Source organism: Luteolibacter arcticus, assembly GCF_025950235.1.
GTDB classification, from domain to species: domain Bacteria; phylum Verrucomicrobiota; class Verrucomicrobiia; order Verrucomicrobiales; family Akkermansiaceae; genus Haloferula; species Haloferula arctica.
On the sequence record NZ_JAPDDT010000002.1, the window covers coordinates 434,875 to 456,883 of the forward strand.

18 protein-coding genes are annotated in these 22,009 nt (G+C 62.9%); 15 read left to right on the plus strand and 3 right to left on the minus strand.

Annotated features, from left to right (window positions below; genetic code table 11):
• Positions 1-255: 255 nt before the first annotated feature.
• The gene (recQ, locus tag OKA05_RS06515) at positions 256-2,439 is read right to left on the minus strand and encodes a DNA helicase RecQ (RefSeq protein ID WP_264486308.1); all 2,184 of its coding nucleotides are present in this window, start codon (positions 2,437-2,439) and stop codon (positions 256-258) included.
• Positions 2,440-2,717: 278 nt separating this feature from the next.
• On the opposite strand from recQ, the gene OKA05_RS06520 reads away from it, so the two are divergent.
• From OKA05_RS06520 to OKA05_RS06580, 13 genes are all read left to right on the plus strand, one after another.
• Positions 2,718-3,113, plus strand: a complete 396-nt coding sequence (locus OKA05_RS06520; RefSeq protein ID WP_264486309.1) for a Fur family transcriptional regulator — start codon at positions 2,718-2,720, stop codon at positions 3,111-3,113.
• 24 nt (positions 3,114-3,137) lie between these two features.
• Positions 3,138-3,896, plus strand: a complete 759-nt coding sequence (gene sufC, locus OKA05_RS06525; protein ID WP_264486310.1) for a Fe-S cluster assembly ATPase SufC — start codon at positions 3,138-3,140, stop codon at positions 3,894-3,896.
• A gap of 19 nt (positions 3,897-3,915) precedes the next feature.
• On the plus strand, positions 3,916-5,352 hold the full coding sequence (sufB, locus tag OKA05_RS06530) for a Fe-S cluster assembly protein SufB (protein WP_264486311.1): 1,437 nt from the start codon (positions 3,916-3,918) through the stop codon (positions 5,350-5,352).
• Positions 5,353-5,513: 161 nt separating this feature from the next.
• Entirely contained in the window at positions 5,514-5,966 is a 453-nt protein-coding gene (locus OKA05_RS06535; protein WP_264486312.1) for a hypothetical protein, read from the plus strand.
• A gap of 12 nt (positions 5,967-5,978) precedes the next feature.
• Positions 5,979-7,286 (plus strand): Fe-S cluster assembly protein SufD, encoded by a 1,308-nt coding sequence (sufD, locus tag OKA05_RS06540; RefSeq protein ID WP_264486313.1) that lies wholly within the window; start codon positions 5,979-5,981, stop codon positions 7,284-7,286.
• A gap of 41 nt (positions 7,287-7,327) precedes the next feature.
• Complete coding sequence (locus OKA05_RS06545) at positions 7,328-8,413, plus strand: ankyrin repeat domain-containing protein (protein ID WP_264486314.1); 1,086 nt, start codon at positions 7,328-7,330, stop codon at positions 8,411-8,413.
• Between the two features lie 106 nt (positions 8,414-8,519).
• Positions 8,520-8,975 carry a thiol-disulfide oxidoreductase DCC family protein gene (locus OKA05_RS06550; protein ID WP_264486315.1) on the plus strand — a complete coding sequence of 152 codons (456 nt, stop codon included), beginning with the start codon at positions 8,520-8,522 and terminating at the stop codon, positions 8,973-8,975.
• Between the two features lie 28 nt (positions 8,976-9,003).
• On the plus strand, positions 9,004-9,441 hold the full coding sequence (locus OKA05_RS06555; RefSeq protein WP_264486316.1) for a hypothetical protein: 438 nt from the start codon (positions 9,004-9,006) through the stop codon (positions 9,439-9,441).
• Positions 9,438-9,842 carry a hypothetical protein gene (locus OKA05_RS06560; protein ID WP_264486317.1) on the plus strand — a complete coding sequence of 135 codons (405 nt, stop codon included), beginning with the start codon at positions 9,438-9,440 and terminating at the stop codon, positions 9,840-9,842. Before OKA05_RS06555 ends, OKA05_RS06560 begins: the two co-directional genes overlap by 4 nt.
• Positions 9,839-10,282: a hypothetical protein gene (locus tag OKA05_RS06565; RefSeq protein ID WP_264486318.1), complete on the plus strand. Its 444-nt coding sequence runs from the start codon at positions 9,839-9,841 to the stop codon at positions 10,280-10,282. The genes OKA05_RS06560 and OKA05_RS06565 overlap by 4 nt, the downstream gene beginning before the upstream one ends.
• The gene (locus OKA05_RS06570) at positions 10,282-11,193 is read left to right on the plus strand and encodes an MBOAT family protein (RefSeq protein WP_264486667.1); all 912 of its coding nucleotides are present in this window, start codon (positions 10,282-10,284) and stop codon (positions 11,191-11,193) included. Before OKA05_RS06565 ends, OKA05_RS06570 begins: the two co-directional genes overlap by 1 nt.
• Positions 11,194-11,406: 213 nt before the next feature.
• The gene (locus OKA05_RS06575) at positions 11,407-14,049 is read left to right on the plus strand and encodes an AMP-binding protein (RefSeq protein ID WP_264486319.1); all 2,643 of its coding nucleotides are present in this window, start codon (positions 11,407-11,409) and stop codon (positions 14,047-14,049) included.
• 186 nt (positions 14,050-14,235) lie between these two features.
• Positions 14,236-16,440, plus strand: a complete 2,205-nt coding sequence (locus tag OKA05_RS06580; RefSeq protein ID WP_264486320.1) for a hypothetical protein — start codon at positions 14,236-14,238, stop codon at positions 16,438-16,440.
• A gap of 36 nt (positions 16,441-16,476) precedes the next feature.
• Here the strand turns inward: OKA05_RS06580 and OKA05_RS06585 are convergent, their stop codons facing one another.
• On the minus strand, positions 16,477-18,045 hold the full coding sequence (locus OKA05_RS06585; RefSeq protein ID WP_264486321.1) for a hypothetical protein: 1,569 nt from the start codon (positions 18,043-18,045) through the stop codon (positions 16,477-16,479).
• 115 nt (positions 18,046-18,160) lie between these two features.
• On the opposite strand from OKA05_RS06585, the gene recJ reads away from it, so the two are divergent.
• The gene (recJ, locus tag OKA05_RS06590) at positions 18,161-19,858 is read left to right on the plus strand and encodes a single-stranded-DNA-specific exonuclease RecJ (protein ID WP_264486322.1); all 1,698 of its coding nucleotides are present in this window, start codon (positions 18,161-18,163) and stop codon (positions 19,856-19,858) included.
• Between the two features lie 61 nt (positions 19,859-19,919).
• Here the strand turns inward: recJ and OKA05_RS06595 are convergent, their stop codons facing one another.
• Positions 19,920-20,381 carry an aminoacyl-tRNA deacylase gene (locus tag OKA05_RS06595; protein ID WP_264486323.1) on the minus strand — a complete coding sequence of 154 codons (462 nt, stop codon included), beginning with the start codon at positions 20,379-20,381 and terminating at the stop codon, positions 19,920-19,922.
• A gap of 375 nt (positions 20,382-20,756) precedes the next feature.
• On the opposite strand from OKA05_RS06595, the gene lpxK reads away from it, so the two are divergent.
• Positions 20,757-21,968: a tetraacyldisaccharide 4'-kinase gene (gene lpxK, locus OKA05_RS06600; RefSeq protein ID WP_264486324.1), complete on the plus strand. Its 1,212-nt coding sequence runs from the start codon at positions 20,757-20,759 to the stop codon at positions 21,966-21,968.
• Positions 21,969-22,009 lie beyond the last annotated feature (41 nt).

The window sequence follows — 22,009 nt, forward strand, 5'->3', positions numbered from 1 at the left end:
CTAGCCGTGAACGTGAGTGGAGGCAGCCGGGCAAACCGGCTCGCAGCCTTCGCCGCAAGAGACTCGGAGCTTCTGCTTCACCGTGCGAAAGCGTAACTGGCTGCGAGGCGTTGCAAAGTACGCTTTCGCTCGTTATACCTTTGTATATGAGAAGGCTACGAAGCCGGGATTCGCCGGATCGATAAGCCCTTTCTCGCTCCCGCAAGGCGCGGAAGAGGAGGGGAGCGGCTGAAGCGTTCCCAACTTCAGACTACATCATTTCGTCTCGAGCCGGGATTCGATGGCGCGGAAAAGCCTGAGCTTCCCGTAGCTGATGCGGCCGCTGAGGTGCTCGTGGACGGGCTTGAGCGAATCCTCGGTGTAGCCATCGAGGGCGGCGCGAATTTCAGCTTCCTCCCCGGTGGAGTAGAGGCGTTGGGGATCGACGGGCTCACCGTTGGCGATCGCTTGGGCGAGATGGTTCTCGATGGTGGAGGCGGCCAAGCCGCGTTCGGCGGCGATCTCGTCGATGTATTTGCCGGAGCGCCAGAGCTCGACGGTAACTTGGGCGGTGGCGTTGACGATCGGCTTCGCGAGCTTTGGCGTGGCCGCAGAAGCAGTTGTTAGAGGCGCGAACTCGTGGCGCGGATGGGCTTCGAGCCATGCGGAAATTTCCCGCAGGAAGCCGGGGCCGAAATCGGCGAGCTTGCGATCACCGACGCCGGGGATCTTCAGGAAAGCGGCATCGTCGGTCGGGTAGGCGCGGGCCATGTGGCGCAGCGCCACATCGGAAAAGACGACATAGGGCGGCACCCCGGCGGCCTGGGCCACTTCCTTGCGGTGGGAGCGGAGTTGCTCGAAGAGTTCCGCGTCGCACTCGATGTCTCCGGCGCGTTGGCCCGCGGCGGGTTTTTCCACGGCCATCAGGCGGCTGAGGGACACCGTCCGGCGCTCGCGCAAGAGAGCGGCACCTTCATGGGTGATGGTGACGGTGGGATAGGTGCCGCCATCGACGGCGATCCAACCCTTGCGTGCGAACTGCCGGGCGAGTTCCGCCCAGGTCGCGGCGGAGTGCTCCTTGCCGATGCCGTAAGTACTAAGTTTATCGTGGTTGCGGGCGAGGACCTTTTCCGCGCGGGATCCGGCGAGGATGTCGGAAAGGTGGCGGATGCCCACGGCGGAGCCGCCGTTTTGCTTCACGCGGAGGATGCAGCTCAGGAACTTCTGCGTCTCCACCGTGGCGTCCCACGATTCCCGAGGGGCGAGGCAATTGTCGCAGGCACCACAGTTTCCCTCCGGCCACGATTCGCCGAAGTAGCCGATCAAGTCCACCCGGCGGCAGGCGTCGCTTTCGGCGAAGTCAGCCATGCGCTCGAGCTGGAGGCGCGCATGATCGCGCGCCTCGCCGTCCGGGATTTCATCGATGAAGCGGAGGACCTTCGTCACGTCGCCGCGGGAGAAAAGCAGCAGGCAATCGGCGGGCAGGCCGTCACGGCCCGCGCGGCCGGTTTCCTGGTAGTAGCCTTCGAGGTTCTTCGGCAAGTCGGCGTGGATGACGAAGCGGACGTCGGGTTTGTTGATGCCCATGCCGAAGGCGACGGTGGCGCAGACCACGCGGACCTCATCGCGCAGGAAGGCCTCCTGGTTGCGGGCCCGATCGGCAGCCTCGAGGCCGGCGTGGTAGCAGACGGCGGTGATGCCTGCGTTGCGAAGGCAGGCGGCGAGTTCCTCGCTGCGCTTGCGGGACTGGGCGTAGACGATGCCGGAATCCTGGCCGCGCCCGCCGATGAACTCCACGATGCGAGACACGGCGTCCTGCTTCGGCTCGACGAGGTAATTCAGGTTCGGCCGGTTGAAACTGGCGACGAAGACGGCGGGATCGCGCAGCGCGAGCTGGCCGAGGATGTCCTCCCGCACGCGTGGCGTGGCGGTGGCAGTGAGGGCAATGACGGGCACCTCCGGCAGGGCCGTGCGAAGCTCGCGCAGGCGGCGGTATTCCGGGCGGAAATCATGGCCCCACTCGCTGATGCAGTGGGCCTCGTCCACCGCCAGCGCGGTGACGTTCCACGTCCTGACCACCGAGAGGAAATCTCCGGACATCAGACGCTCGGGCGCGAGATAAACGAGCTTCACCTCGCCGGCGAGGATAGCATCGAGACGGCGACGGTTTTCCTGCGGCTCCAGCGTGGAATTGAGGAAAGTGGCCGAGACCCCGCTGGCGGTGAGCTGGTCCACCTGGTCCTTCATCAGCGCGATGAGCGGGGAAATCACCAGCGTCACGCCGCCGCGGGCGAGAGCAGGGAGCTGGTAGCACAGGCTTTTGCCCGCACCGGTGGGCAGGATGGCGAGCACGTCGCGCGGGGCGAGCGCCTCCTCCATGATTTCCCGCTGCAAGGGGCGGAAAGCATCATACCCGAAGTCCTTCTTCAGCAGCGGTGACAATTCCTCGGCCACAATCATGGGTACTATCAGAAAATAGTTCTTATGAACAGTTCAAGAAATTTATCGGGACGTTATGCCGGCAACCGGAAGGGACATGTCGTCAGAAATGCCTGCGCGGGGTGAAAGAAAGATAAAAGGATTGCCGGTCGCCGGGATTTCGTGCGACGCGGTGGCTCCGCGCTCATCCATGAGCGGGCGAGAATTAAAATTAGAATTATTCTTGCTAGGCCCGGGTGCGGGGTTAATTTCCGCTGCCCCGCATGGTCCACCACTCGCCAGATAGTCTTCCGGATGACATGCCGGCCGAAATTTCCGGCCTGCGCATGACCCGCCAGCGCTGGGAGGTCTACCGCCTGCTCATGGAGCAGCGGGACCACCCGACCGCCAATGACGTCTTCATGCGGATCAAGGACCGGCTGCCGAACATCTCGCTGGCAACCGTTTACAACTGTCTCGAAGGGCTGGTGCAGCATGGCGTGATCCGGCAGGTCAATTTCGAGCGCGAGTCGTCCCGCTTCTGTCCGAATCTCGAGGAGCACGGCCATTTCCACGATAAGGCCAGCGGCAAGATCCACGACGTCACCATCAAGCCCGGCGTGAATCTCGCCGACGTCCTCGACCTCCCGCCCGGCACCGTCATCACCGGCGTCGAGATCACCCTCCGCGGTGAACTGCCTGCCCATCTTCAATAATCCATCTCCAATCGGCAATTCAGCATGTCCCTCGTCATTACCGACCTCCACGCGACCCTCGAAGACGGCACTGAGATCCTCAAGGGCGTCACCCTTGAAATCCCCGCCGGCGAAGTGCACGCCATCATGGGCCCGAACGGTTCCGGCAAATCGACCCTGTCGAAAGTCATCGCCGGCAATGAAGGCTACGTCGTCACCAGCGGCAGCGTGACCCTCGATGGCCAGGACATCTTCGCGATGTCCATCGACGAGCGCTCGCGGGCCGGCATCTTCCTTGCCTTCCAGTACCCGGCCGAAGTTCCGGGCGTGTCGAACGCCAACTTCATCCGCGCCGCGCTGCAGGCCCGCATGCCGAAGGGCGAGGAACTCGACGCGGTGGCCTATTACAAGAGCCTCTACTCGAAGATGGACCTGCTGGAGATGGACCGGAAATTCACCGCCCGCTCTGTCAACGAAGGCTTCTCCGGCGGCGAGAAGAAGCGAAACGAGATCCTCCAGATGATGATGCTGGAGCCGACCTACTGCATCCTCGACGAGACCGACTCCGGCCTCGACATCGACGCGCTCAAGATCGTCGCCAAGGGCGTGAACGCCATGCGCTCGCCGGCCCGCGGCATGCTGCTCATCACCCATTACCAGCGCCTTCTCGACTACATCGCACCCGACCACGTCCACGTGATGGCGGGGGGCAGGATCGTCCGCTCCGGCGGCCCGGAACTGGCGCTGGAGCTCGAAGAGAAAGGCTACGATTTCCTCAAGGAGGACGCCCTCGCCACCGCCTGAACCTCAACTTTCGCCCGCCATGTCCTACGACGCATCTAGTACCATCGACGCGGATACCCGCGAAGCGATCGACATCGACCGCTCCAAGGGCGACTTCAGCTTCCCGGAACGCCACAAGTTCGATGCCGGCCGCGGCCTCACCGAGCGCACCGTGGACTACATCAGCGAGGTCAAGGGCGAGCCGCAGTGGATCCGTGAGTTCCGCCACAAGGCGCTCAAGGTCTTCCGCGAGAAGCCGATGCCGACCCATTGGGCGACCAAGGACCTGGAGAACATCGACTTCGACGTCATCCGTTATTACCTGTCCGACGGCGAGAAGCCAAAGCGGTCATGGGACGAAGTGCCGCCGGAGGTGCTGGAAACTTTCGAGCGTCTCGGCATTCCCCAGCAGGAGCGAGCTTTCCTCGCCGGCGTGGAAGCCCAGTACGACTCCGAGGCCAGCTACTCGAACATGAAGGAAGAGCTGACCAAGCTCGGCGTGATCTTCGTGAACTCGAACGAAGGCCTCAAGGAACACGAGGCGATCTTCCGCCCATGGTTCGGCAAGGTGATCCCGACCGGCGACAACAAGTTCTCCGCGCTCAATAGCGCCGTTTTCTCCGGCGGATCCTTCATCTACATCCCGAAGGGCGTGAAGCTGAAGCAGCCGCTGCAAGCCTACTTCCGGATCAACTCGGAAAACTTCGGGCAGTTCGAGCGCACGCTCATCATCGCGGACGAAGGTGCCGAGGTGATGTACATGGAAGGCTGCACCGCGCCGAAATTCGAGACCGCCACGCTTCACTCTGCCGTGGTCGAACTCGTCGCGCTCAAGGGCGCGAAGATCCAGTATGTGACCGTGCAGAACTGGAGCAGCAATGTCTTCAACCTCGTCACCAAGCGCGGCCTCGCGATGGAAGACGCCGAGGTGCGCTGGATCGACTGTAACATCGGCAGCCGCCTGACGATGAAGTATCCCGGCGTGATCATGAAGGGCGAGCGCGCCCGCGGCGAAGTGATCTCGATCGCCCTGGCGAACACTGGGCAGCACCAGGACACCGGTGCCAAGATGATCCACGCGGCGAACAACACGACCTCGAACGTCGTGTCGAAATCCATCTCCGTTGGCCAAGGTCGCGCCACCTACCGGGGCCAGGTTCACATCCCGAAGCACCTCAAGGGCTGCAAGAACAATACCGAGTGCGATGCGCTGCTGATCAATACCCGCAGCCGCACGGACACCTACCCGGCGATCACGGTGAAGGGCAACCAGCACGCCACCCAGCACGAGGCCAGCGTCTCGCAGGTGTCGGAGGACATGCTCTTCTACATGCAGCAGCGCGGCCTCAGCGAAGGTGCCGCGATGTCGCTCGCGGTGAACGGCTTCATCAACGACCTCGTCCGCGAATTCCCGATGGAATACTCCGTGGAACTCAAGCGCCTGATCGACCTCGAGATGGAAGGGTCGGTCGGTTAATGTCACGACAATGAGTTCGCTCCGAAATGGTCCTGTGAAAGTTGCCTTCGTCACCCATGCGGAAGACGAAGTGGTTACTGCTGCCTATTGGAAATCCAAGACTCCTGCTGAGCGTCTCGCCGCCCTCGCCCTCCTCCGATCGCAGAAGCACCGAACCACCGATGGAACCCGACCAAGAGTTCAGGGAGTTTGCCGAGTTGTTCCTGTCCCATGGCGTTAAGTTCATGATCATCGGAGGTTACGCGGTCACTGCTCATGGGAATCCCCGTTACACCGGGGACATCGACTTCTTCGTCGAGAGATCGCAGGAGAACGCCGAACGAATTGTCGGGGCGATTCATGAATTCTTCGGCCCGCTGCCTGAGGTCAAAGTGGAAAACTTTCTCGATGATAGCCGCATGAGCCAGTTCGGCGTGCCGCCCTACCGGATCGACATCCTGACCAGCATCCTGGGCGTGACCTTTGAGGACTCGTACCCGCGCCGAGTGATGCATCCGCTGGCGGGCCTCGAGGTGCCGTTCATCGGACTTGAAGATTTAAAGCGAAACAAGCGCTCCACCGGTCGCCACAAGGATCTTGGCGATCTCGATGCCCTTGAGAAACTCAGCGATTGACCCCTTTTCCCCATGCCCGCCGTGCTCGAACACTTCGCTTCCCTGCTCGAATCCGCTCCCGAGACGCCTGCCGCTTTTCCCGCTTGGTTTGCCGAGCGCCAGCGTGCCGCGTGGAAGCGCTTTCTTGAAACGCCGAACCCAAAGCGCGGCGATGAGCCATGGCGCTTCTCAAGCATCAAGCAGCTCGACTTCGCCGGTTTTGCGACCGGCGAGGCACCATTGGGCTCCCAATTGGTCGAGCGATCGGTCTCGCTGGAAGCTCCGGTGGCGAAGTTCGTATTCGCGAATGACGCACTGCTTCATTCCGAATCGAATCTTCCGGCCGGCGTGATCTGTCTGCCTTTGGAAGAAGCATTGGTTTCCCACGGCGATCTGGTCCGCGAGCACTTCATGAAGCGCGACACGCGGCTGGGTTCCGTGAAGTGGACGGCGCTTCACGAGGCGAACGTGAGCAACGGCCTGTTCGTTCATGTACCGGCCGGAGTCGAAGTGGAAGGAACCATCGAAGTCTTCCACTGGATCGCCGGCGACAAGACCGCGATCTTCCCGCACACGCTCGTCGTGACCGGTGCGAATGCGAAGGTCCGCGTGGTGGACTACTTCCAGTCGGCCAATACGGATGAGGCCGGCCTCGCAATCGCGGTGAACGATCTCAACGCAGGTCCTGGCTCGAAGCTCGACTACATCGCGATCCAGGCATTCAACGAGAACACCAAGGTCATCCAGGTCAATGAGACCGGCGTGGCCAAGGATGCTTCGGCCATCGGCTTCATCCTCAATACCGGTGCCGCGTGGGCGCGCAATGAATCGCTCAGCCGCCTCGAAGGCGAAGGCGCGCGCTCCGACATGCTTTCCGTGAGCATTCCCGCGCGCGATCAGGAGTACGACCAGCGCACCTTCCAGCACCACGTCAGCCCCGGTGCCTACAGCGACCTGCTCTACAAGAATTCCTTGTACGATGAGTCTCGTACCATTTTCTCCGGCCTGATCTTCGTGGATGAAGGCGCGCACCGCACCGACGCCTACCAGACCTGCCGCAATCTCTTCATGAGCGAGAACGCCGAGGCGAACTCGATGCCCGGCCTCGAGATCAATGCCGACGACGTGAAGTGCTCGCACGGCAGCACCAGCTCGCAGATCGACGAGAGCGAGATCTTCTACCTCCGCGCCCGCGGCATTGACCCGGTCCGCGCCCGCCAGCTCATCGCCCGCGGATTCTCCGTGCAAGTCATCGAGCGCCTCGGCGACGAAAAGGTGGAGGAGATGGTGCTGCGCTTCCTCGATGACAAGTTCGCCCACATCGCCACCGGCGGGGCGTGAAGCTTCTTGGCCAACGGTCATGCCCGTCCTAGGGTCGGAGCATGATCGCGAAAGGTTTTTTCGGCATTTGGTTGGCCCTCTCCACGCCGCTGCCCGCGGAGGGAGAACCGGCGGCTCTTTCCCGCGAGGAGGCGCTGAAGCTTGCTCGTAGCTATGATGGGCGAGAGCTTGGCTCGCTGTGGTTCGATCATGGTGACAAGGCTGGTCCTTATCGTCACGCCGGCCGGGTGGTTCTCAGCCCGGGGGCGCACATCTCCTACGAAGTGGGTGAACCGGGTAAGGATCTGTCTTCCACGGGGCTCTACGTGGACGATGACGTTTGGGAAACCCACCTCGATTTTTTCACCGGTCCGACAGGTGCGGGGTGGGTGACGGCCCACAATTTCAAACCGGAGGTGGCACCGATCGTCCCCCGGTCCCGTAAAGATACACGCACGAAGCGGCAAATGGCACTCGGTCCTGCTGGCGCGCTCGCCATCGAGGAGGGGAATCTGGAGCTACTGAAGGTCCTGCTTGCCCAAGGCCTCGAGCTCAACGGTGTCCTCGATCTTAAAGACCGCATGACACCGCTCTACGCTGCTGTCTGGGAGCGCGAACTCGGCATCGCGAAATTCCTCTTCGAAAAGGGTGCCGATCCGGAAGTGCGGTCGCGTTCTGGCGAGCGTCCCATCGAGTTGGCGATCGAATGGAAGATGGATGATTTCATCGAATTGCTGGCAAAACCACTATCAGAAGAGAAGAGGATCGCGGCCGTACCGGAAGGAGCCCTCGCGAATATCTTCAGCCGGCAGGAGGCGGAGAAAATCCAGTTCATTCGCTGGCAAGGCGCGGACCCGCCGGAAGAATTGCTGACCTGGCTCCGGAAGGTGCTGCCCAATGCCAGGGCCGCGTCGCACATGGAGACGCTTGGGAAGCGGCCTCTTGGGGCGCACTCCTGGTATCGGGACAAGCTCGATGGCCGCTTTGGCTCGCTGTTGGAAGTGAAGATCGAGCCCGCAGGGGGCAGTTGGAAGGTCCACCTTCGAGATTCGGTTGGTCCTTTTCTGGCGGGTGGCGGCTGGGAAGCAGAGGTCTTCCAGCAGAAGGGCTATTGGTTCCGGAAGGACGAAAAGTCGTGGGCTGAATGACCCAACAGGATTCTCCTCCGCGCCCCAGCACGTGGGATCGAGATGGCAATTCTTCTTGCTCTTATCGAAGTTTCAGTAAATACTGAAAGCAACGAAAGGGAGCTGCATGGAACTGCCGACCAGCATCAAGGGAATCGAAGTCTTCTACGACGGGCGCTGCGGGATGTGTTGCAGCTTTCACGAGTGGATTGCCCGCCAACCGCGCGCCTTTCCGATCGGATTCATTCCCTATCAGTCGCCGGATGCGGAGCGGGTGTTTCCGGGAATTGGAACGCTCGATCCGGCCCGGGAGATGGTGGTGAGGACGAGCGAGAACAAGATCTTCCGCGGCGCGGAGGCTTGGGTCTGGTGCCTCTACAGTTGTGCGAATCACCAGCAGACCGCCCGCCGTTTGGCCGGCCCGGGGCTCTTGCCGATCGCCATCCGTGCCTGCCGCGTCCTCGCGGCGAACCGCCATGCGCTGAGCAAGGTCTTCTTCCGCGGCAAGGACCAGCAGGTCCGCAAGGAACTGCACCGCATGGAAGCGGTCCGCTGTGCGGATGCCTTCTGCGCGACGAAGTGAAGCCAAGAAATCCAACGAGCGCATCACCATGAACGTCACTCCCAGCGCATTCCGCCGAACGATCTATCCCACCTTGTGCCTGTCGTTGCCGGGCCTGGTGGCGGTCTGCTCCTTGTTCTTCGGGCTGAGCGGTGCCCTTCAAAGTTCCGCATACTACCAGGTCCAGATCGCGCTGGGTTATGCCGCGATGATCCTCGTCATTGAGTTGGTCGGTGTCCCGCTTCGGACGAGGCTTTGGCATTTTTGGGCGGGCATTCCGTTCTCGGTCTTCCTGTTTACCGTAGGTGTTTTCGCCGGATGCGCGGCCTCGATGCTCGTTTATCCGGACGTCGATTTCGTTCCTCACGTCTTCGCGCCATTCTTCTTGATCAGCGTCTACGGCTTCCTGCCAGCGACGGTCTTCGGAGTGATCGGAACCCTGATCTTAAGAGGGATCACACCGCGCGCACCTCACCTTGAACCATGAATGCGACTACCTTGGAAACCGCCCTGCGGCTCACGGGCCTGATGATGACCGGCTTGGTCGCGGCGAATTTCGTCGCGGCCAGGCGCTGGAGGTATCGTGAGAATCTGGTGAACTGCGAGGTGATGGTCCGGCAGGTCTTCCACGTCCATTGCGGCTACATCATCATGATCATCGGGGCGCTGGCGGTGCTGTGCCTGGGATGGCCCGGCCTGTTGCTTGCGGATGGGATGGGGCGGGTGCTCAGCGGCTTCTTTGGGATCTTCTGGGCGAGTCGCGTGGTGGTTCAGCTCGCCTACTACGACCCCGAAACGCGCAGCCGGGATCGTGGCTGGGATCTCTTCTTCCTCGGTGTGTTCGTGGTCATGAGCACCGTTTTCACCCTTGCCGCGATCTTCGGATGAAAGAGCTGCTACAAATCGGCCTGTGGATAGGCGGCGGGTCGCTGGTCGTGCTGGGCATTGCCAGCCTCTGGATCCCCAAGGCGCTCGGTTGGCGGGAGAAACTCGCTGGCTTGACCCCGCTGATGCGCGAGCTGTGGTGGACCTATTCGATCTATGTCTGGAGCAGCCACGTCTTCTTCTCCGTGCTAACGCTCGGCTTCGGCGACTGGCTGATGAGCCGGACCGGGGCGGCGGCCGCGATGTCCACGTTCATGCTGCTGTGGTGGTCGGTGCGATTGTGGCTCCAGTTCTTCGGGTTCGATCTGAGAGAGATCGAAGGAAGCAAGGCGAACCGGATCGCGAAGCACTTGCTGACCCTCCTGTTCATGGGGCTGGTCGTCCTCTTCGGGTGCCTGGTGGCTTGGAACGCGGGTTGGATCCCGGACGGAAAAATGCCGTGATGTGGGTGATTCCAGCTCTGGTGGCAGTCGGCATCGCCGCGGGCCCCTTGTTCGCGGAGGTCAGACTTGTTTGGGCAAGGCGCCTCGCGGGTTGGCTGTTGCTAGCTGCCCTCCTGATCGGGGCGGATCAGGCCTTGGCCGGTCATGAGTCGCTGCTCCGGATGATCGGCCTTTGCTGCGTGCTCCTCGGCGGCATGAAAGGCCTGGTCTATGCCGAATGGGCTCACGGGCGGCGGCTTTCGATGCCGCGATACGCGGTGTTCGCGTTCCTCTGGTTCGGGATGGACCCGGGAAGCTTTCAAGCACGTCGTGCGGGGTTGGATTGGAGGAGTGACGTCCGTCTGGGACTTCTGTTGATGGTCGTGGGAACGCTCGGCGCGTGGCTGGTGTGGTGGATGGAGTGGCGGCAGATCTTCCTGATGTTCCTGCCGATGAGCCTCGGTTTCCATTTTGGTGCCCTGCGGGTGCTGAAGGGAGCACTGCGGGCGGCGGGATTTCCGGTGCGGACGCTCTTTCCCAATCTGCTGGAAGCCCGCGGGATTGGCGACTTCTGGAGCAAGCGGTGGAACGTGGGCTACTCGCAGATGATGCAGCGGCTCGTGGGGAGACCCGTGCAGAAGGTGTGCGGGGAAAGCGCCGGGGTGATGGCGGTGTTCCTCGGCTCGGGAGTGTTGCACGAACTGGCGATCACTTTGCCCGTAAGATCCGGTTTCGGGCTCCCGACGATTTTTTTCACGCTCCACGGGGTGGCGACCGTGATGGAAAGGAAGCTCGGTCGCCCGCTCGGCAGAATTCCGGCCTTGCTGGCGGTGATTCTGCCGCTGGGAGTGCTTTTTCCTCCGGTTTTCCAGCGCGAAGTGATCGCGAGGTGCCTCGACGTCTTTGAACTCTGGCCAGCTTGGGCGCGGTAAGTGCCCCACGTTTTGGCGGGAATTTTCGCCGCGGGAGGGCCATTTTTGGTCGTTCGAGCGGCTTGGCGCAGCGAATGCGATAGAATTCTTGGCAATCCCAGCCTATTTGTTACGATTGGGGTAAGGAAATCGGAGATACGAGAGGTCTTCGAGTCCCACACCCGCTGCCGGCAGTTCACCCTCCGGCGGATCTCCCCCCACCCTTATCTCTCCATGGTATCGACGCTTGTACCCCCCGTTTCTACGGTTTCTACCCGGAAGCCGTTGTTCTTCTCTACCCTCGAGTCCCATGGGGACCGGGTGGCGATTGTCCTGCCGGATGGTCGTCATCTCTCCTACCGCGAGCTTGCGGAGGGGGCGGATGTCTACGCGCGGCAGTTCTCCCAAAAGCGCCAGCTTTTGGTGATCGAGATGCGCAACGACGTCGACGCGATCGCCGCCTATCTCGGGGCGCTCCGGTCCGGTACCCCCGCGATCCTGATGGCGGAGGGAGGAACTTCTTGGGAGCATCCGATCATCTCGACCTTCCGGCCGGAAAAAGCGGTGCTTTGCACCGAATCGGGCTGGAAAATCGAAACGCGCGACGAACAGGAGGACGATGCTGGCCTTCATTCCGACCTCGCGGTGATGCTTTCCACCTCTGGCACCACCGGCAGTCCGAAGCTGGTAAAGCTGTCCCACTCGAATCTCCACGAGAATGCCCGCTCGATCGCCGAGTATCTGGAGATCACCCCCGAGCGGCGTGCGATCACCAACCTGCCGCTCCACTACTCCTACGGCCTGTCGGTCCTCAATTCGCACCTCGCAGCCGGGGCCTCGATCGTGCTCACCGACTTGTCGGTGGTGGATGAGGATTTCTGGCAGCTCGTCCGTCGCGAGCAGGTGACGGATTTGCCGGGAGTCCCCTATACGTACGAGCTTTTCGAAAAAGTCGGCCTGCGCTCCGATCCACCGGAGAGCCTGCGGGTGATGACCCAGGCTGGCGGGCGCCTGCCCTCGAATCTGGTGCGCGACTACGCCGAATTCGCCCGCAACCAGGGGATCCGCTTTTTCGTGATGTATGGCCAGACCGAGGCGACCGCCCGGATGGCCTACCTGCCGCCGGAGCAGACATTGGAAAACTCCGACTGCATCGGCGTGGCGATTCCGCGCGGGAAATTCGAGATCCGCGACGAGACGGGAGCTGCCATCCGCAAGCCCGGCCAATCCGGCGAACTGGTCTATCAAGGCCCGAACGTGATGATGGGCTATGCGCTCAAGCGCGAGGACCTCGCCGCCCCGGCCAAGCTTTCCGAGCTGCTGACCGGAGATATCGCCCAGTGGTCCGAGGCGGGGTTCGCGAAAATCGTCGGGCGCTCGAGCCGCTTCAGCAAGATCGCGGGCCTGCGGATCGGGCTGGATGACGTCGAGCGGATCCTCCGTGAATCCGGCCGCCGTGCCTATGCCGCGGGAACCGACGAGTTCGTGGCGGTGGCCTTGATCGATCGATCGGATGCCGCGAGTGCCCGCAAACTGCTGGCGGATCGCTGCAAGCTGCCGGCTCACCACCTGATGGTTTTCAATCTGGATGAAGCGCCGACCTTGCCGTCGGGTAAGATCGACTACGTCCGGGTCCGCACCATGGGCGAGGACCTCCATCGCCAGGAGACGACCGAGGTGGCTTCCGGCGACGATCCGGTGCGAGCGCTCTATAGCAAGGCCCTGGGCCAATCGCGGATCGACGATGATGCCAGTTTCTCAGCGCTCGGCGGGGATTCACTCTCCTATATGATCGTGTCGCGGGGCTTGGAAAGGATGCTCGGCAACCTGCCCCAACACTGGGAGCGCCTCACCATCCGGGATCTGGACGCGATCCGGCACGACCGCGCCCTCAATCCGGTGAAACGCAAGGCGACGACCACGCTGTCGATCGATGCCGTGCTGAGACTGATCGCGATCTCGACCATCTTCATCGGCCACGGCGCTCCCGATCACACCGGGTGGCTGCGAGGGGGCACGACCATCCTGTTCTGCCTGGCGGGTTATTCGCTGTGCCGCTTCCAGCGGGAGCAGTTCCTGACCGGAAACGTGCTGCCGGCGATCAAGGGTGCCTTCCGGCGCATCGTCATCCCTTACCTGCTGCTGATGACTGCGCTGATCTTCCTCACGAAGATCACGCCGAATCCCGCGTGGTGGACGCTGACCAGCGTGTTCTTCGTGGATACCCATGACCGGGGCATCCTGTATTCCTTCTGGTTCATCGAGGCGCTGATGCACTGCCTGCTGATCATGTGCGCGCTGTTCCTGATCCCGCCGTTCCGGCGTTGGGCGGAGAAGCGGCCCTTCCACAATGGGCTTGCCTTGGTGGGGTTGGGGGCGGTCGCCTTCGGCGGAGGTCTCTTCATCCCGGATCACGAGAACTTCTCCCACCTGTTCGACGGCTGGTTCTATGTCTACATGCTGGGCTGGACGTTCCCCTTGGCGAGGAAACCCTGGCAACGGCCTCTCTTGGTCGCGATCGGCAGCGTGATCGTGTGCCTGCAGTTCGGGCTGGAGGGTAGCCGTGCCTACTGGTTCATGGGCGCGCTCGTGGTGCTGGCGCTGGTGAAGGAAGTCCGCCTTCCCGCCGCGATTGGTGGTATCGTATCCCAGCTCGCGGCGGCCAGCTACATGAGCTATCTGGCGCATCCGCTGGTGCTTCACGTGACCAAGTTCGTGCTGCCGACCCGCCACGACGTGGCCATCACAATTTTCCTGAGCTATTTTGGCACCTTGGCTGCCGGTTTGGTCGGGGCGGCGATCTGGCAGCAGATTTCCAAGGTGACTTTGGAAATCTTCAATCGGCGCTCGCAGGTTCAGGAACAAGCAACCGTCTGAGAAGTGCCGGGTTTTAAGCGAAGTTCGAGGCCGGTGGCGCTAATCACCGGCCTCGTCCCGTAAAATGCGGCCTTGATCGTCGCAGTTATGCAACTCGTGGAAAACGAGTTGCATTGATGCGTATTTCGAGGCAGCGTCACCGCCGCCCAAGGGCACTACCCCTCATTTTTTAAACCATTTCATGCCATGAAAGAGCCGCGCCGCGCTTCCTCGCCCCGTCCTCCGGGTTCCCCGGCCAAGACGATTGTGGTTCGAGGGAAGGGTTATCATGCAAACGCCTCGATGATGGCGGTGGCGCTTTTCATGGCGGCCGGTCTGGGCGGCATGTGGTGGGTCTTCGACCAGCGCGGCCAGAATGCCCCGCCAAAGACGGCGAAAAAGCCCGCGGCAAAGGTCGTGGCGGACGCTTCTCCGACTCCCGGCGCCGACCAAACGCTTGCGGCAGATACAACCGCCGCGCCGGACAAATCCGCCCCAGCCGTGGCGGCTGCGGATGTGCCTAAGGTCGCTCCCACGCCAGCACCCGCGGAAGAACCGGCGGCTCCCCCGACCGAGGCGGCGCTCTTCGCCACTCGCTTGGCGGGCGAACCGATCATGCCGTTGGTCGGCATCGATGCCACCCGGACTGACGAGGTGGCCCGCGCCAAGTCCTTGCTCGCGGATACGGCGCGGCACGGCGTGTGGAACGACTACAACCAGTTTCTCCAGCGCTCGCTTTCCGAAGCGGTGGGCAAGATCGACACCTCCAAGCTCCGCGACCACTTCGACCCGCTCTGGAAAGAGGAGGTCTTCTATCAGGTGTTCTTGCGCTGGCAGGTGCTGAAGCGTTTTTCCACCTCGGACATCACCGGGCCGACTTACGGCCACGAGCTGTTCTCCTGGCTGATGACGAACGACACGGCGATGGAGGAAGTCCTGCTGACCGTGAAGCCGAAGGATAACACCGCCAAGGTCGTCGAGATCATGGCCGATGCCTGGGGCGCGAACCGCGAGCAGGCGGAGAAATACTTCAACCTCGCGCTCGCTTGCGGCGTCGTCTTCGACACCGGCGAGATCAAGGCCCAGGTGGTCGATGAAGAATACGGCAACGCGGTCGTCGCACCGATTCCTCGCTACACCTGGTACGTCGATAAGAACGAGAAGGGCAAGCTGGCCACTTCCATCAACAAGCTCAGTGCCCGCGATCTGGTCTGGGTGGTCTGCGCGCCTGTCCCGGAAACCGAGCTGGAGTGGGCCGTGGACAAGATGCAACTCAGCCGCAAGAGCTGGGGCAACGCCTACGGCATGATCGAGTACCTGATGGAGCGGGCCGTGAAGGGCCTGAATCCCTATGAGGAGTACACCTTCGCAGAGATCCTCAAGGAAGGCGGCATCTGCGGCGACCAAACGTATTTCTGTGTGAACACCGCCCGTGCGCTCGGCATCCCGGCTATCGGGCTTTCCGGCGAGACCGATCTCGGCGGCCACGCTTGGGCCGCGGTCAAGACGAAGGACGACGAGTGGGATACCCACATCGGGCGCATCGGCGGCGCCGCCAATGGTGCCGGTGGCAACCCGCAGGTCGGCGGTCAGGTCAGCGAGCAGGAAATCTGGCTGTGGAACGACAAGGCCCAGCAAAGCCGCCTCCAGACCGTCAACGTCTTCCGCTACCTGTGGCTCGGCGACCTGATGGAAAATCTCTACCAACCGGAGTCCTCCGAGGCTGCGGTGCGCCTGGCCAATCACGTTGGCAAGGCGTTCTCCGAGACGTGGACCCGCCTGTATGACGTGCTGGTGACGAAGACCAAGGAGGCCAAGGAGCCCGGCGCGCCGGAGATCCTCGAGGCTTGGGATGACTTCGTGGACAGGATGCGCCGCGAATTCCGTGAGAACCCGCGCATGGCCCAGCTCGCGGCGAAGGCGGAGAGCGAATACCTTTTCCCCTACGCCAAGGAGGGCGATGCCCGCAATATGCTGCTGCGCGAACGCCGCCGCATCGAGCGCGAGGCTGGCGAGCAGAAGGACCTCGTGACCGACTCGCTCAAGCGCGAGGCCGACTTGATCCAAAAGAACAACGCCCCCGGTGCGGCGAAGGAGATTTCGAATCTCTACGACAAGTCGCTCCGCCAGTACGGCGGCAGCATCACCGGCTTCAAGCGGATGGCGGAGGACTACTTCTCCTTCTGCAAGGACGACCCGGAAACGGCCCGCAAGGCTGCCCGCGACATCGAACTCGCCTTCATGCGGGTGGTGGAAACCGGTTCAAAGGACTGGTTCCGCGCGAACACGGAGACCTCCATCTACAAGATGATCTGCTCCTACTACCGCACCGCCGGTGACGAAACGAAGGCGGTGAAGCTGGAGAAACGCTACGAGCGCCTGCTGCGCGACGCCGAACGCGGCGCGCTCTAACGGGCGTTTTCCGGTTCCGGGCTTGATCCGTGGCGATCAGGCCCGCGCCGGTGGCCAGTGCGCCGCTTCCCAGATGGCCGCGGCGAGCGCGGTGAAAAGCGCCTCGATCTTCTTCGGGCGGAGCTTTTTGCCGGTCTGCTTTTCCGTGAACATCATCATGTCCGCCGCCGCCTCGCAGAGCGCCGGCTGACGGGTCTCCGCAAAAATCCGGTCGACGTAGGCGCCCAAGCTCTCCTGGTCACCACCGGAGGAAATCCACGCGTCGTAGCGGGCGAGCATTCGCTCCGGGTCCGGATCGTAGCCCGGCGGCTGGTCGGGGTGCAGCGCACCGAGCGCGGCGAGGACGGTGCCTTGGAGCACCTCCAGTTCGTTCGCGTTCAGCTTGTCGGTCAGGTCGTTGAAGGCGTCCAGCACGTCGGCCAGGCGGATTTCGAGGCGGTTCCAAAGGGCCTCATCGCCGGTGGCCGCATGGATGCGGTCGTTGAGTTCCTCGCCATCCAACATTTCCTGTGAGGGTGGGGGATCGAGCGGGATCTCCTCGTCGTAATCCGCGTCGTCCTCGTCCAAAAAGCCTAGGGGTGGGGGAGGCAGGATCAACTCGTCGAGGCCGAGTTCGCGGAGCAGCGGATTGGAATCAATGTCCACGCCTTCCGTGCGGCGTTGCCGGTCGACGGAGCGGATGTGCTCCTTGAGGAGGCAGGCCACGCGTGGGCGTAGCGCCGGATCCGCTGCGGCCTCGCGCGGCGTCTTGCCATCGAGTTCCGGTAGGGGCTGGTCGGCCAGAGCCTCATCCGTTTCGTCCAAAAAGGCGGCGACGTTTCTCAACGCATCAGGGACGAGATCGAGGTCGTATCGGGTTGTTGGATCGAGGCGGGCGGACTCGATGGCACTGAACGCCTCCGCCAGCAACGGCAGGTGCTCGATCAGCCAGTGTTCGCGACCTTCCGCCGGTGCGTCTAGGTGATCGAGCAATGCCGCGAACGCTTCCGCCGGGTCCTGTGCGCCCATCGAGGGCATCGCCACCACTCCGCCACTCAGGCGTCTGCCGGCGGGCACTTCGTAAATGCAGCCCAGCGCGATTTCGTAACGGCCGATGCGGGCCGCCGCGCCCACGTCGATGACCGGAAAGGGGGGCAGTTCGGGTCGCAGCAAATCCACGGCCATGCTGGTCAGCTCGTCGCGCACTTCCCGGAATTCGAGCAGCACAGGCCGCAGGGTCGTGAAGTGGCGCAGCATCACGATCTCGTCGTTTTTCCAGTCCCGCGCGAAGCCGTCCGCCATCCATTTCGCCAGCCGTTCCTCGCCGAAAAGGTGCCAGGCAAGCAGCGCCTGGGTGGTGAAATCGTCGCCTTGATTCATCGCGTCGGCCAGTTCACGGACCTGCGACGGCGTGAGTTCGGCAATCAATTTGCGGCCGAGCAGTCCGAGGACCATGGCTTCGAGTGCCTCGAAGTGTTCGCGATGATTGACGTCCGCAAAGGGATTATGCGGGCACTCCACCGGGCAGGCGATGCTGCTGTTCCGGCCGCGCCCGCAGTCCTCCGGCGTGATGGTGCCGCCCTTGGCGGGGCACTCGCGCTGCTTTTTTCGTTTGGCCTCGCCCATGGCGGAAGGCTGCTGCGATCTGCCCCACAGGGTCGATGCCAAACCGCCTCAATCCCGCTGACGGACATGCGGGCTTGAGTGGCACGCGGGTCGCTGACTAAGGTCCGCAACCCGAATGCGCGCTCCTCCCGCCGACTGGATTCTCCGCGGCGACCCTTTCCACTCCAATGGCAAGGGTCGGGGCCACGCCTTTCCGGCCATTCTGGAACATTTGATCCGCCAGCGGGGACTTCCCGCAGGTGACGATCTCGAAACTTTCCTGCGTCCGAAACTGCGCGACCTCGCCGACCCGTTCGAGGTCACCGAAATGCGGCCGGCGGTGGAACGCATCTTTCGCGCGATCGACCGCAAGGAGAAGGTCTGCATCTACGGAGACTACGACGTGGACGGCGTGACCTCGATCGCCGTGATGCGCCGCGTGCTGCACGCCTACGGGCTGGAGCCGCGGCATTTCATCCCGCGTCGCAGCAGCGAGGGCTACGGCTTGAGCTGCGCCGCCTTGGCCCGCTGCATGGTGGAGGGGCCGAAGCCGGATCTCTTGATCGCCGTCGACTGCGGCACGGTTTCACTCGATGAAATCGCCGCCCTGCGCTCCGACGGCGTCGACGTCATCGTGGTCGACCACCACGAGCCGAGCCCGCGCGGCCGGCCGGACGTGGTCGCGCTGGTGAATCCGAAATGCGGCAGCGGCCCGACCTATCTCTGCGCTGCGGGTGTCTGCTTCAAGCTGGCCCACGCGATGATCAAGGAGCGGCCGGTGCCGAATTTCGACCTCAAGGAACTGCTTGAGCTGGTGGCCGTCGCGACCATCGCCGACATCGTGCCGATGATCGGGGAAAACCGCCTGATCGTCCGCCACGGGCTGAAGCGCCTGCCCCTGACGCTCAATCCCGGACTCCAGGCGCTCCAAGAGGTTTCCGGCATGAACGGCAAGGCGACCTCGATGGATGTCGGCTTCCGCATCGGCCCGCGCCTCAATGCGGCCGGGCGCATGGACGTGCCGGAGGACGCGCTCGCCACCCTCCTGACCGATTGCAAACGGCTGGCCCGGACACTGGCCGAGAAACTCGACGAGTACAACAAGCGCCGCCAGACCCACGAAAACCAGATCCGGCGCGAGGCGATGGAGATGCTGATGGCGACCTTCGATCCGGTGCGGGATCCGGTCATCGTGCTCGGATCGCGGAGCTGGCACCCCGGCGTCGTGGGCATTGTCGCGTCGCGATTGATGCGGCAGTTTCACAAGCCCACCTTCGTGATCGCCATCGATGCCGAAGGCGTCGGCAAAGGCAGCGGACGCAGCATCGAGGGCGTCTCCCTGGTCCAGGCGATCAATGCCTGCCGCGGCCACCTGCTTGCCGGCGGGGGTCACGATATGGCGGCCGGCCTTTCCATCGCCGAGGATTGCATGGATGCCTTCCGCGTGGATTTCGCCGACTTCGTGCTGAAAAACACCGCTCCAGAGCAGCGCCAGCCGAAGCTGCGTGTCGATGCCGAGATCACCTTTGACCAGCTCTCGCTCGAGTTCTTGGCGGACTACGAGCTGCTCCAGCCTTTCGGCAATGGCAACCCGCAGCCCATCTTCATGGCCCGCGCGGTGCATCTCAGCCGCCCGCCGGTGCACATGAAGAACCAGCACCTGCGGCTGAACCTGCGCCAAGGCTACCACGAGCAGGATGCCGTCTTCTTCGGCGGTGGCGAAGTCGCCCTGCCCGACCCGCCGTGGGACATCGCCTTCACCATCGACCGCAACTGCTTCCGCGGCCGGACGACCCTGCAGATCATCATCCAAGACGTGCGGGCGGCGCGGTGAGGCTGCTCACTTGTGGAAAAGCCGCCGCGTTTCTGCTGCGGCTTTGCCCTTGCCGGTGAATTCAGGTCGTGAACCTGGCCACGCGCGGCTTCACCAGCCGTTCGTAGTCGTGCCACGACATCTTGATCAGCTCGGTGTGCGAGCCGGCGTTGAAGGCGATCTCTCCTTCCGCCGCCAAGTCCGGGGAGACGTAGGTGGACATGTCGTAGAGATTGCCAAAGGGCGGCATGGCCCCGGCTTCGCAGTCGGGGAATCGGCGCTTGAAGTCGTATTCATGCGCCAGTTTCACGTCGTCGGTGGCGGTCAGATCGCGCAGATCTTCGAGCCGCAGCCGGCGGTTCGACGGCACCACGGCCATGGCCAAGGCCCCGTCGATGATGACCATCACCGTTTTCGCCAAGATTCCGCCCGGGATGTGGGCGCTCTGGGCAATCTCGGCGGCGGTGAAGGCCGGCGAATGACTGATGGTGATGTATTTGACGTTCCTCGCGTCGAGGAAGTCCCTAAGCTTTTTCGATAGCATGGCTGAACCCTCACTTTCCATGGGCCGGACGCTGTTAGCGGCGTCGCGGCGGGTAAAGAACTCCACGGCCGGCACGGGGACCGGGAAACGTCGGCCGACCGCTTTTGAACCTAGTCACCCGTAAGCGCGGGCGGTGCAGGGGTCAAATCGCCCGCGGGACAAAACAACGCCCGCTCCGGTGACCGGAGCGGGCGTGATGAAAGGGGTGAGCCGGGCGATTTTTCCAAGTCCTCGCGATCCTCTCTAGGCTTCGCGGGCTGATTCCGACTCGGTTCGTCCGGCTCTGGGAAACAGGTCGCATCGATCGGCCGCCGCGCAACGCGATTTTTCCAGAGTTGCGTCTCACTAGGGTTCCGGGTTCCGCTGGGCTTGCCGATGAAGGAAACGCTGGCCGAACTTGAGCGTTGGGGCGCCGACGTGATCTTCGGCCGCGCCAAGGGCTTTCGCGCCAGCATGATGCGGCTCGCGATGAGTGCGCTGTCCGGCGTCTATCGCGGCCTCGTCCAGACGCGGCTGCTCGTCTACCGGCGGCGCTGGCGACAGCAGCATCACCTCGGCACGCTGGTCGTCAGCATTGGCAATCTCACGGTCGGTGGCACCGGGAAGACTCCGGTGGTCGAATTGCTCGCCCGCACCTTGCGCGATGAAGGCCGCCGCGTCGCCATCCTCAGCCGCGGCTACAAGAGCCGCCGCCTGAAGACCCCGCAGAATTGGAAGGACAAGGACGGCAACAAGCTGCCCCCGGACAAGATGCCCAAGGTCGTCTCGACCGGCCGCGCGCTCTTGCTCGACTCGAAGTTCGCCGGCGACGAGCCCTTCATGCTCGCCCGCAATCTCAATGGCGTGGCCGTGGTCGTGGACAAGGACCGGGTGAAAGGCGGCCGCTTCGCCGTCGGCCAGCTCGGAGCCGACACGCTCGTGCTCGATGATGGCCTGCAGTACCTGCACCTCGCCCATGGCATCGATATCGTGCTGGTGGATCGCAGCGCGCCCTTCGGCACTGGCGCGATCTTGCCGCGCGGCACCCTGCGCGAGCCGCCGCGCAATCTCTGCCGCGCCAGCTACATCCTCATCACGAAGTGCGATGGCACGCCGAATGACGCGCTGATCGAACGCCTCCGCCGCTACAATCGCGTCGCGCCGATCATCGAGTGCACCCACGGCCCGCGCTATCTCGAAGAGGTCTTCACCGGCGAACACCAGCCGCTCGATTTCCTGAAGGACAAGTGGACCGCTGCCATCAGCGGGATCGCCGTTCCGGAGGGCTTCGAGCGCAGCCTGGAGAAGCTCGGCGCACGCGTGGAGATCCGCCGCCGCTTTTCCGATCACCATCGCTTTTCGCGCAAGGAGATCGACAAGTTCATGGAGCGCTGCATCGAGCGCGACATGGAGCTGGTGGTCACCACCGAAAAGGATGCAGTGCGTTTCCCGCGGCCCAAGGAAGTCATCGTGCCGGTCTATTTCCTCCGCATCGAGGTGGAGATCCTCAAGGGCCACGACGACTGGAGCGATCTCATCGCCCGGCTCTGCCATCCCGGCGCGCCGGGCGATCCGGTGCTGAGGCATCGCGATGCCTACGCGATGTGATCTGACTTCTCTCTGGCCAAACGATGCCGGTTGTCGAAAGT

Excerpts from the sequence above, each read along its gene's own strand:
- OKA05_RS06570 (WP_264486667.1), top strand. The coding sequence starts at position 10,282 with ATGTGGGTGATTCCAGCTCTGGTGGCAGTCGGCATCGCCGCGGGCCCC.
- OKA05_RS06595 (WP_264486323.1), bottom strand. The coding sequence starts at position 20,381 with ATGCTATCGAAAAAGCTTAGGGACTTCCTCGACGCGAGGAACGTCAAA.
- sufD (WP_264486313.1), top strand. The coding sequence starts at position 5,979 with ATGCCCGCCGTGCTCGAACACTTCGCTTCCCTGCTCGAATCCGCTCCC.
- sufC (WP_264486310.1), top strand. The coding sequence starts at position 3,138 with ATGTCCCTCGTCATTACCGACCTCCACGCGACCCTCGAAGACGGCACT.
- lpxK (WP_264486324.1), top strand. The coding sequence starts at position 20,757 with ATGAAGGAAACGCTGGCCGAACTTGAGCGTTGGGGCGCCGACGTGATC.
- sufB (WP_264486311.1), top strand. The coding sequence starts at position 3,916 with ATGTCCTACGACGCATCTAGTACCATCGACGCGGATACCCGCGAAGCG.
- OKA05_RS06575 (WP_264486319.1), top strand. The coding sequence starts at position 11,407 with ATGGTATCGACGCTTGTACCCCCCGTTTCTACGGTTTCTACCCGGAAG.
- OKA05_RS06550 (WP_264486315.1), top strand. The coding sequence starts at position 8,520 with ATGGAACTGCCGACCAGCATCAAGGGAATCGAAGTCTTCTACGACGGG.
- OKA05_RS06535 (WP_264486312.1), top strand. The coding sequence starts at position 5,514 with ATGGAACCCGACCAAGAGTTCAGGGAGTTTGCCGAGTTGTTCCTGTCC.
- OKA05_RS06580 (WP_264486320.1), top strand. The coding sequence starts at position 14,236 with ATGAAAGAGCCGCGCCGCGCTTCCTCGCCCCGTCCTCCGGGTTCCCCG.
- OKA05_RS06545 (WP_264486314.1), top strand. The coding sequence starts at position 7,328 with ATGATCGCGAAAGGTTTTTTCGGCATTTGGTTGGCCCTCTCCACGCCG.
- OKA05_RS06555 (WP_264486316.1), top strand. The coding sequence starts at position 9,004 with ATGAACGTCACTCCCAGCGCATTCCGCCGAACGATCTATCCCACCTTG.
- recQ (WP_264486308.1), bottom strand. The coding sequence starts at position 2,439 with ATGATTGTGGCCGAGGAATTGTCACCGCTGCTGAAGAAGGACTTCGGG.
- OKA05_RS06560 (WP_264486317.1), top strand. The coding sequence starts at position 9,438 with ATGAATGCGACTACCTTGGAAACCGCCCTGCGGCTCACGGGCCTGATG.
- OKA05_RS06520 (WP_264486309.1), top strand. The coding sequence starts at position 2,718 with ATGCCGGCCGAAATTTCCGGCCTGCGCATGACCCGCCAGCGCTGGGAG.
- recJ (WP_264486322.1), top strand. The coding sequence starts at position 18,161 with ATGCGCGCTCCTCCCGCCGACTGGATTCTCCGCGGCGACCCTTTCCAC.
- OKA05_RS06585 (WP_264486321.1), bottom strand. The coding sequence starts at position 18,045 with ATGGGCGAGGCCAAACGAAAAAAGCAGCGCGAGTGCCCCGCCAAGGGC.
- OKA05_RS06565 (WP_264486318.1), top strand. The coding sequence starts at position 9,839 with ATGAAAGAGCTGCTACAAATCGGCCTGTGGATAGGCGGCGGGTCGCTG.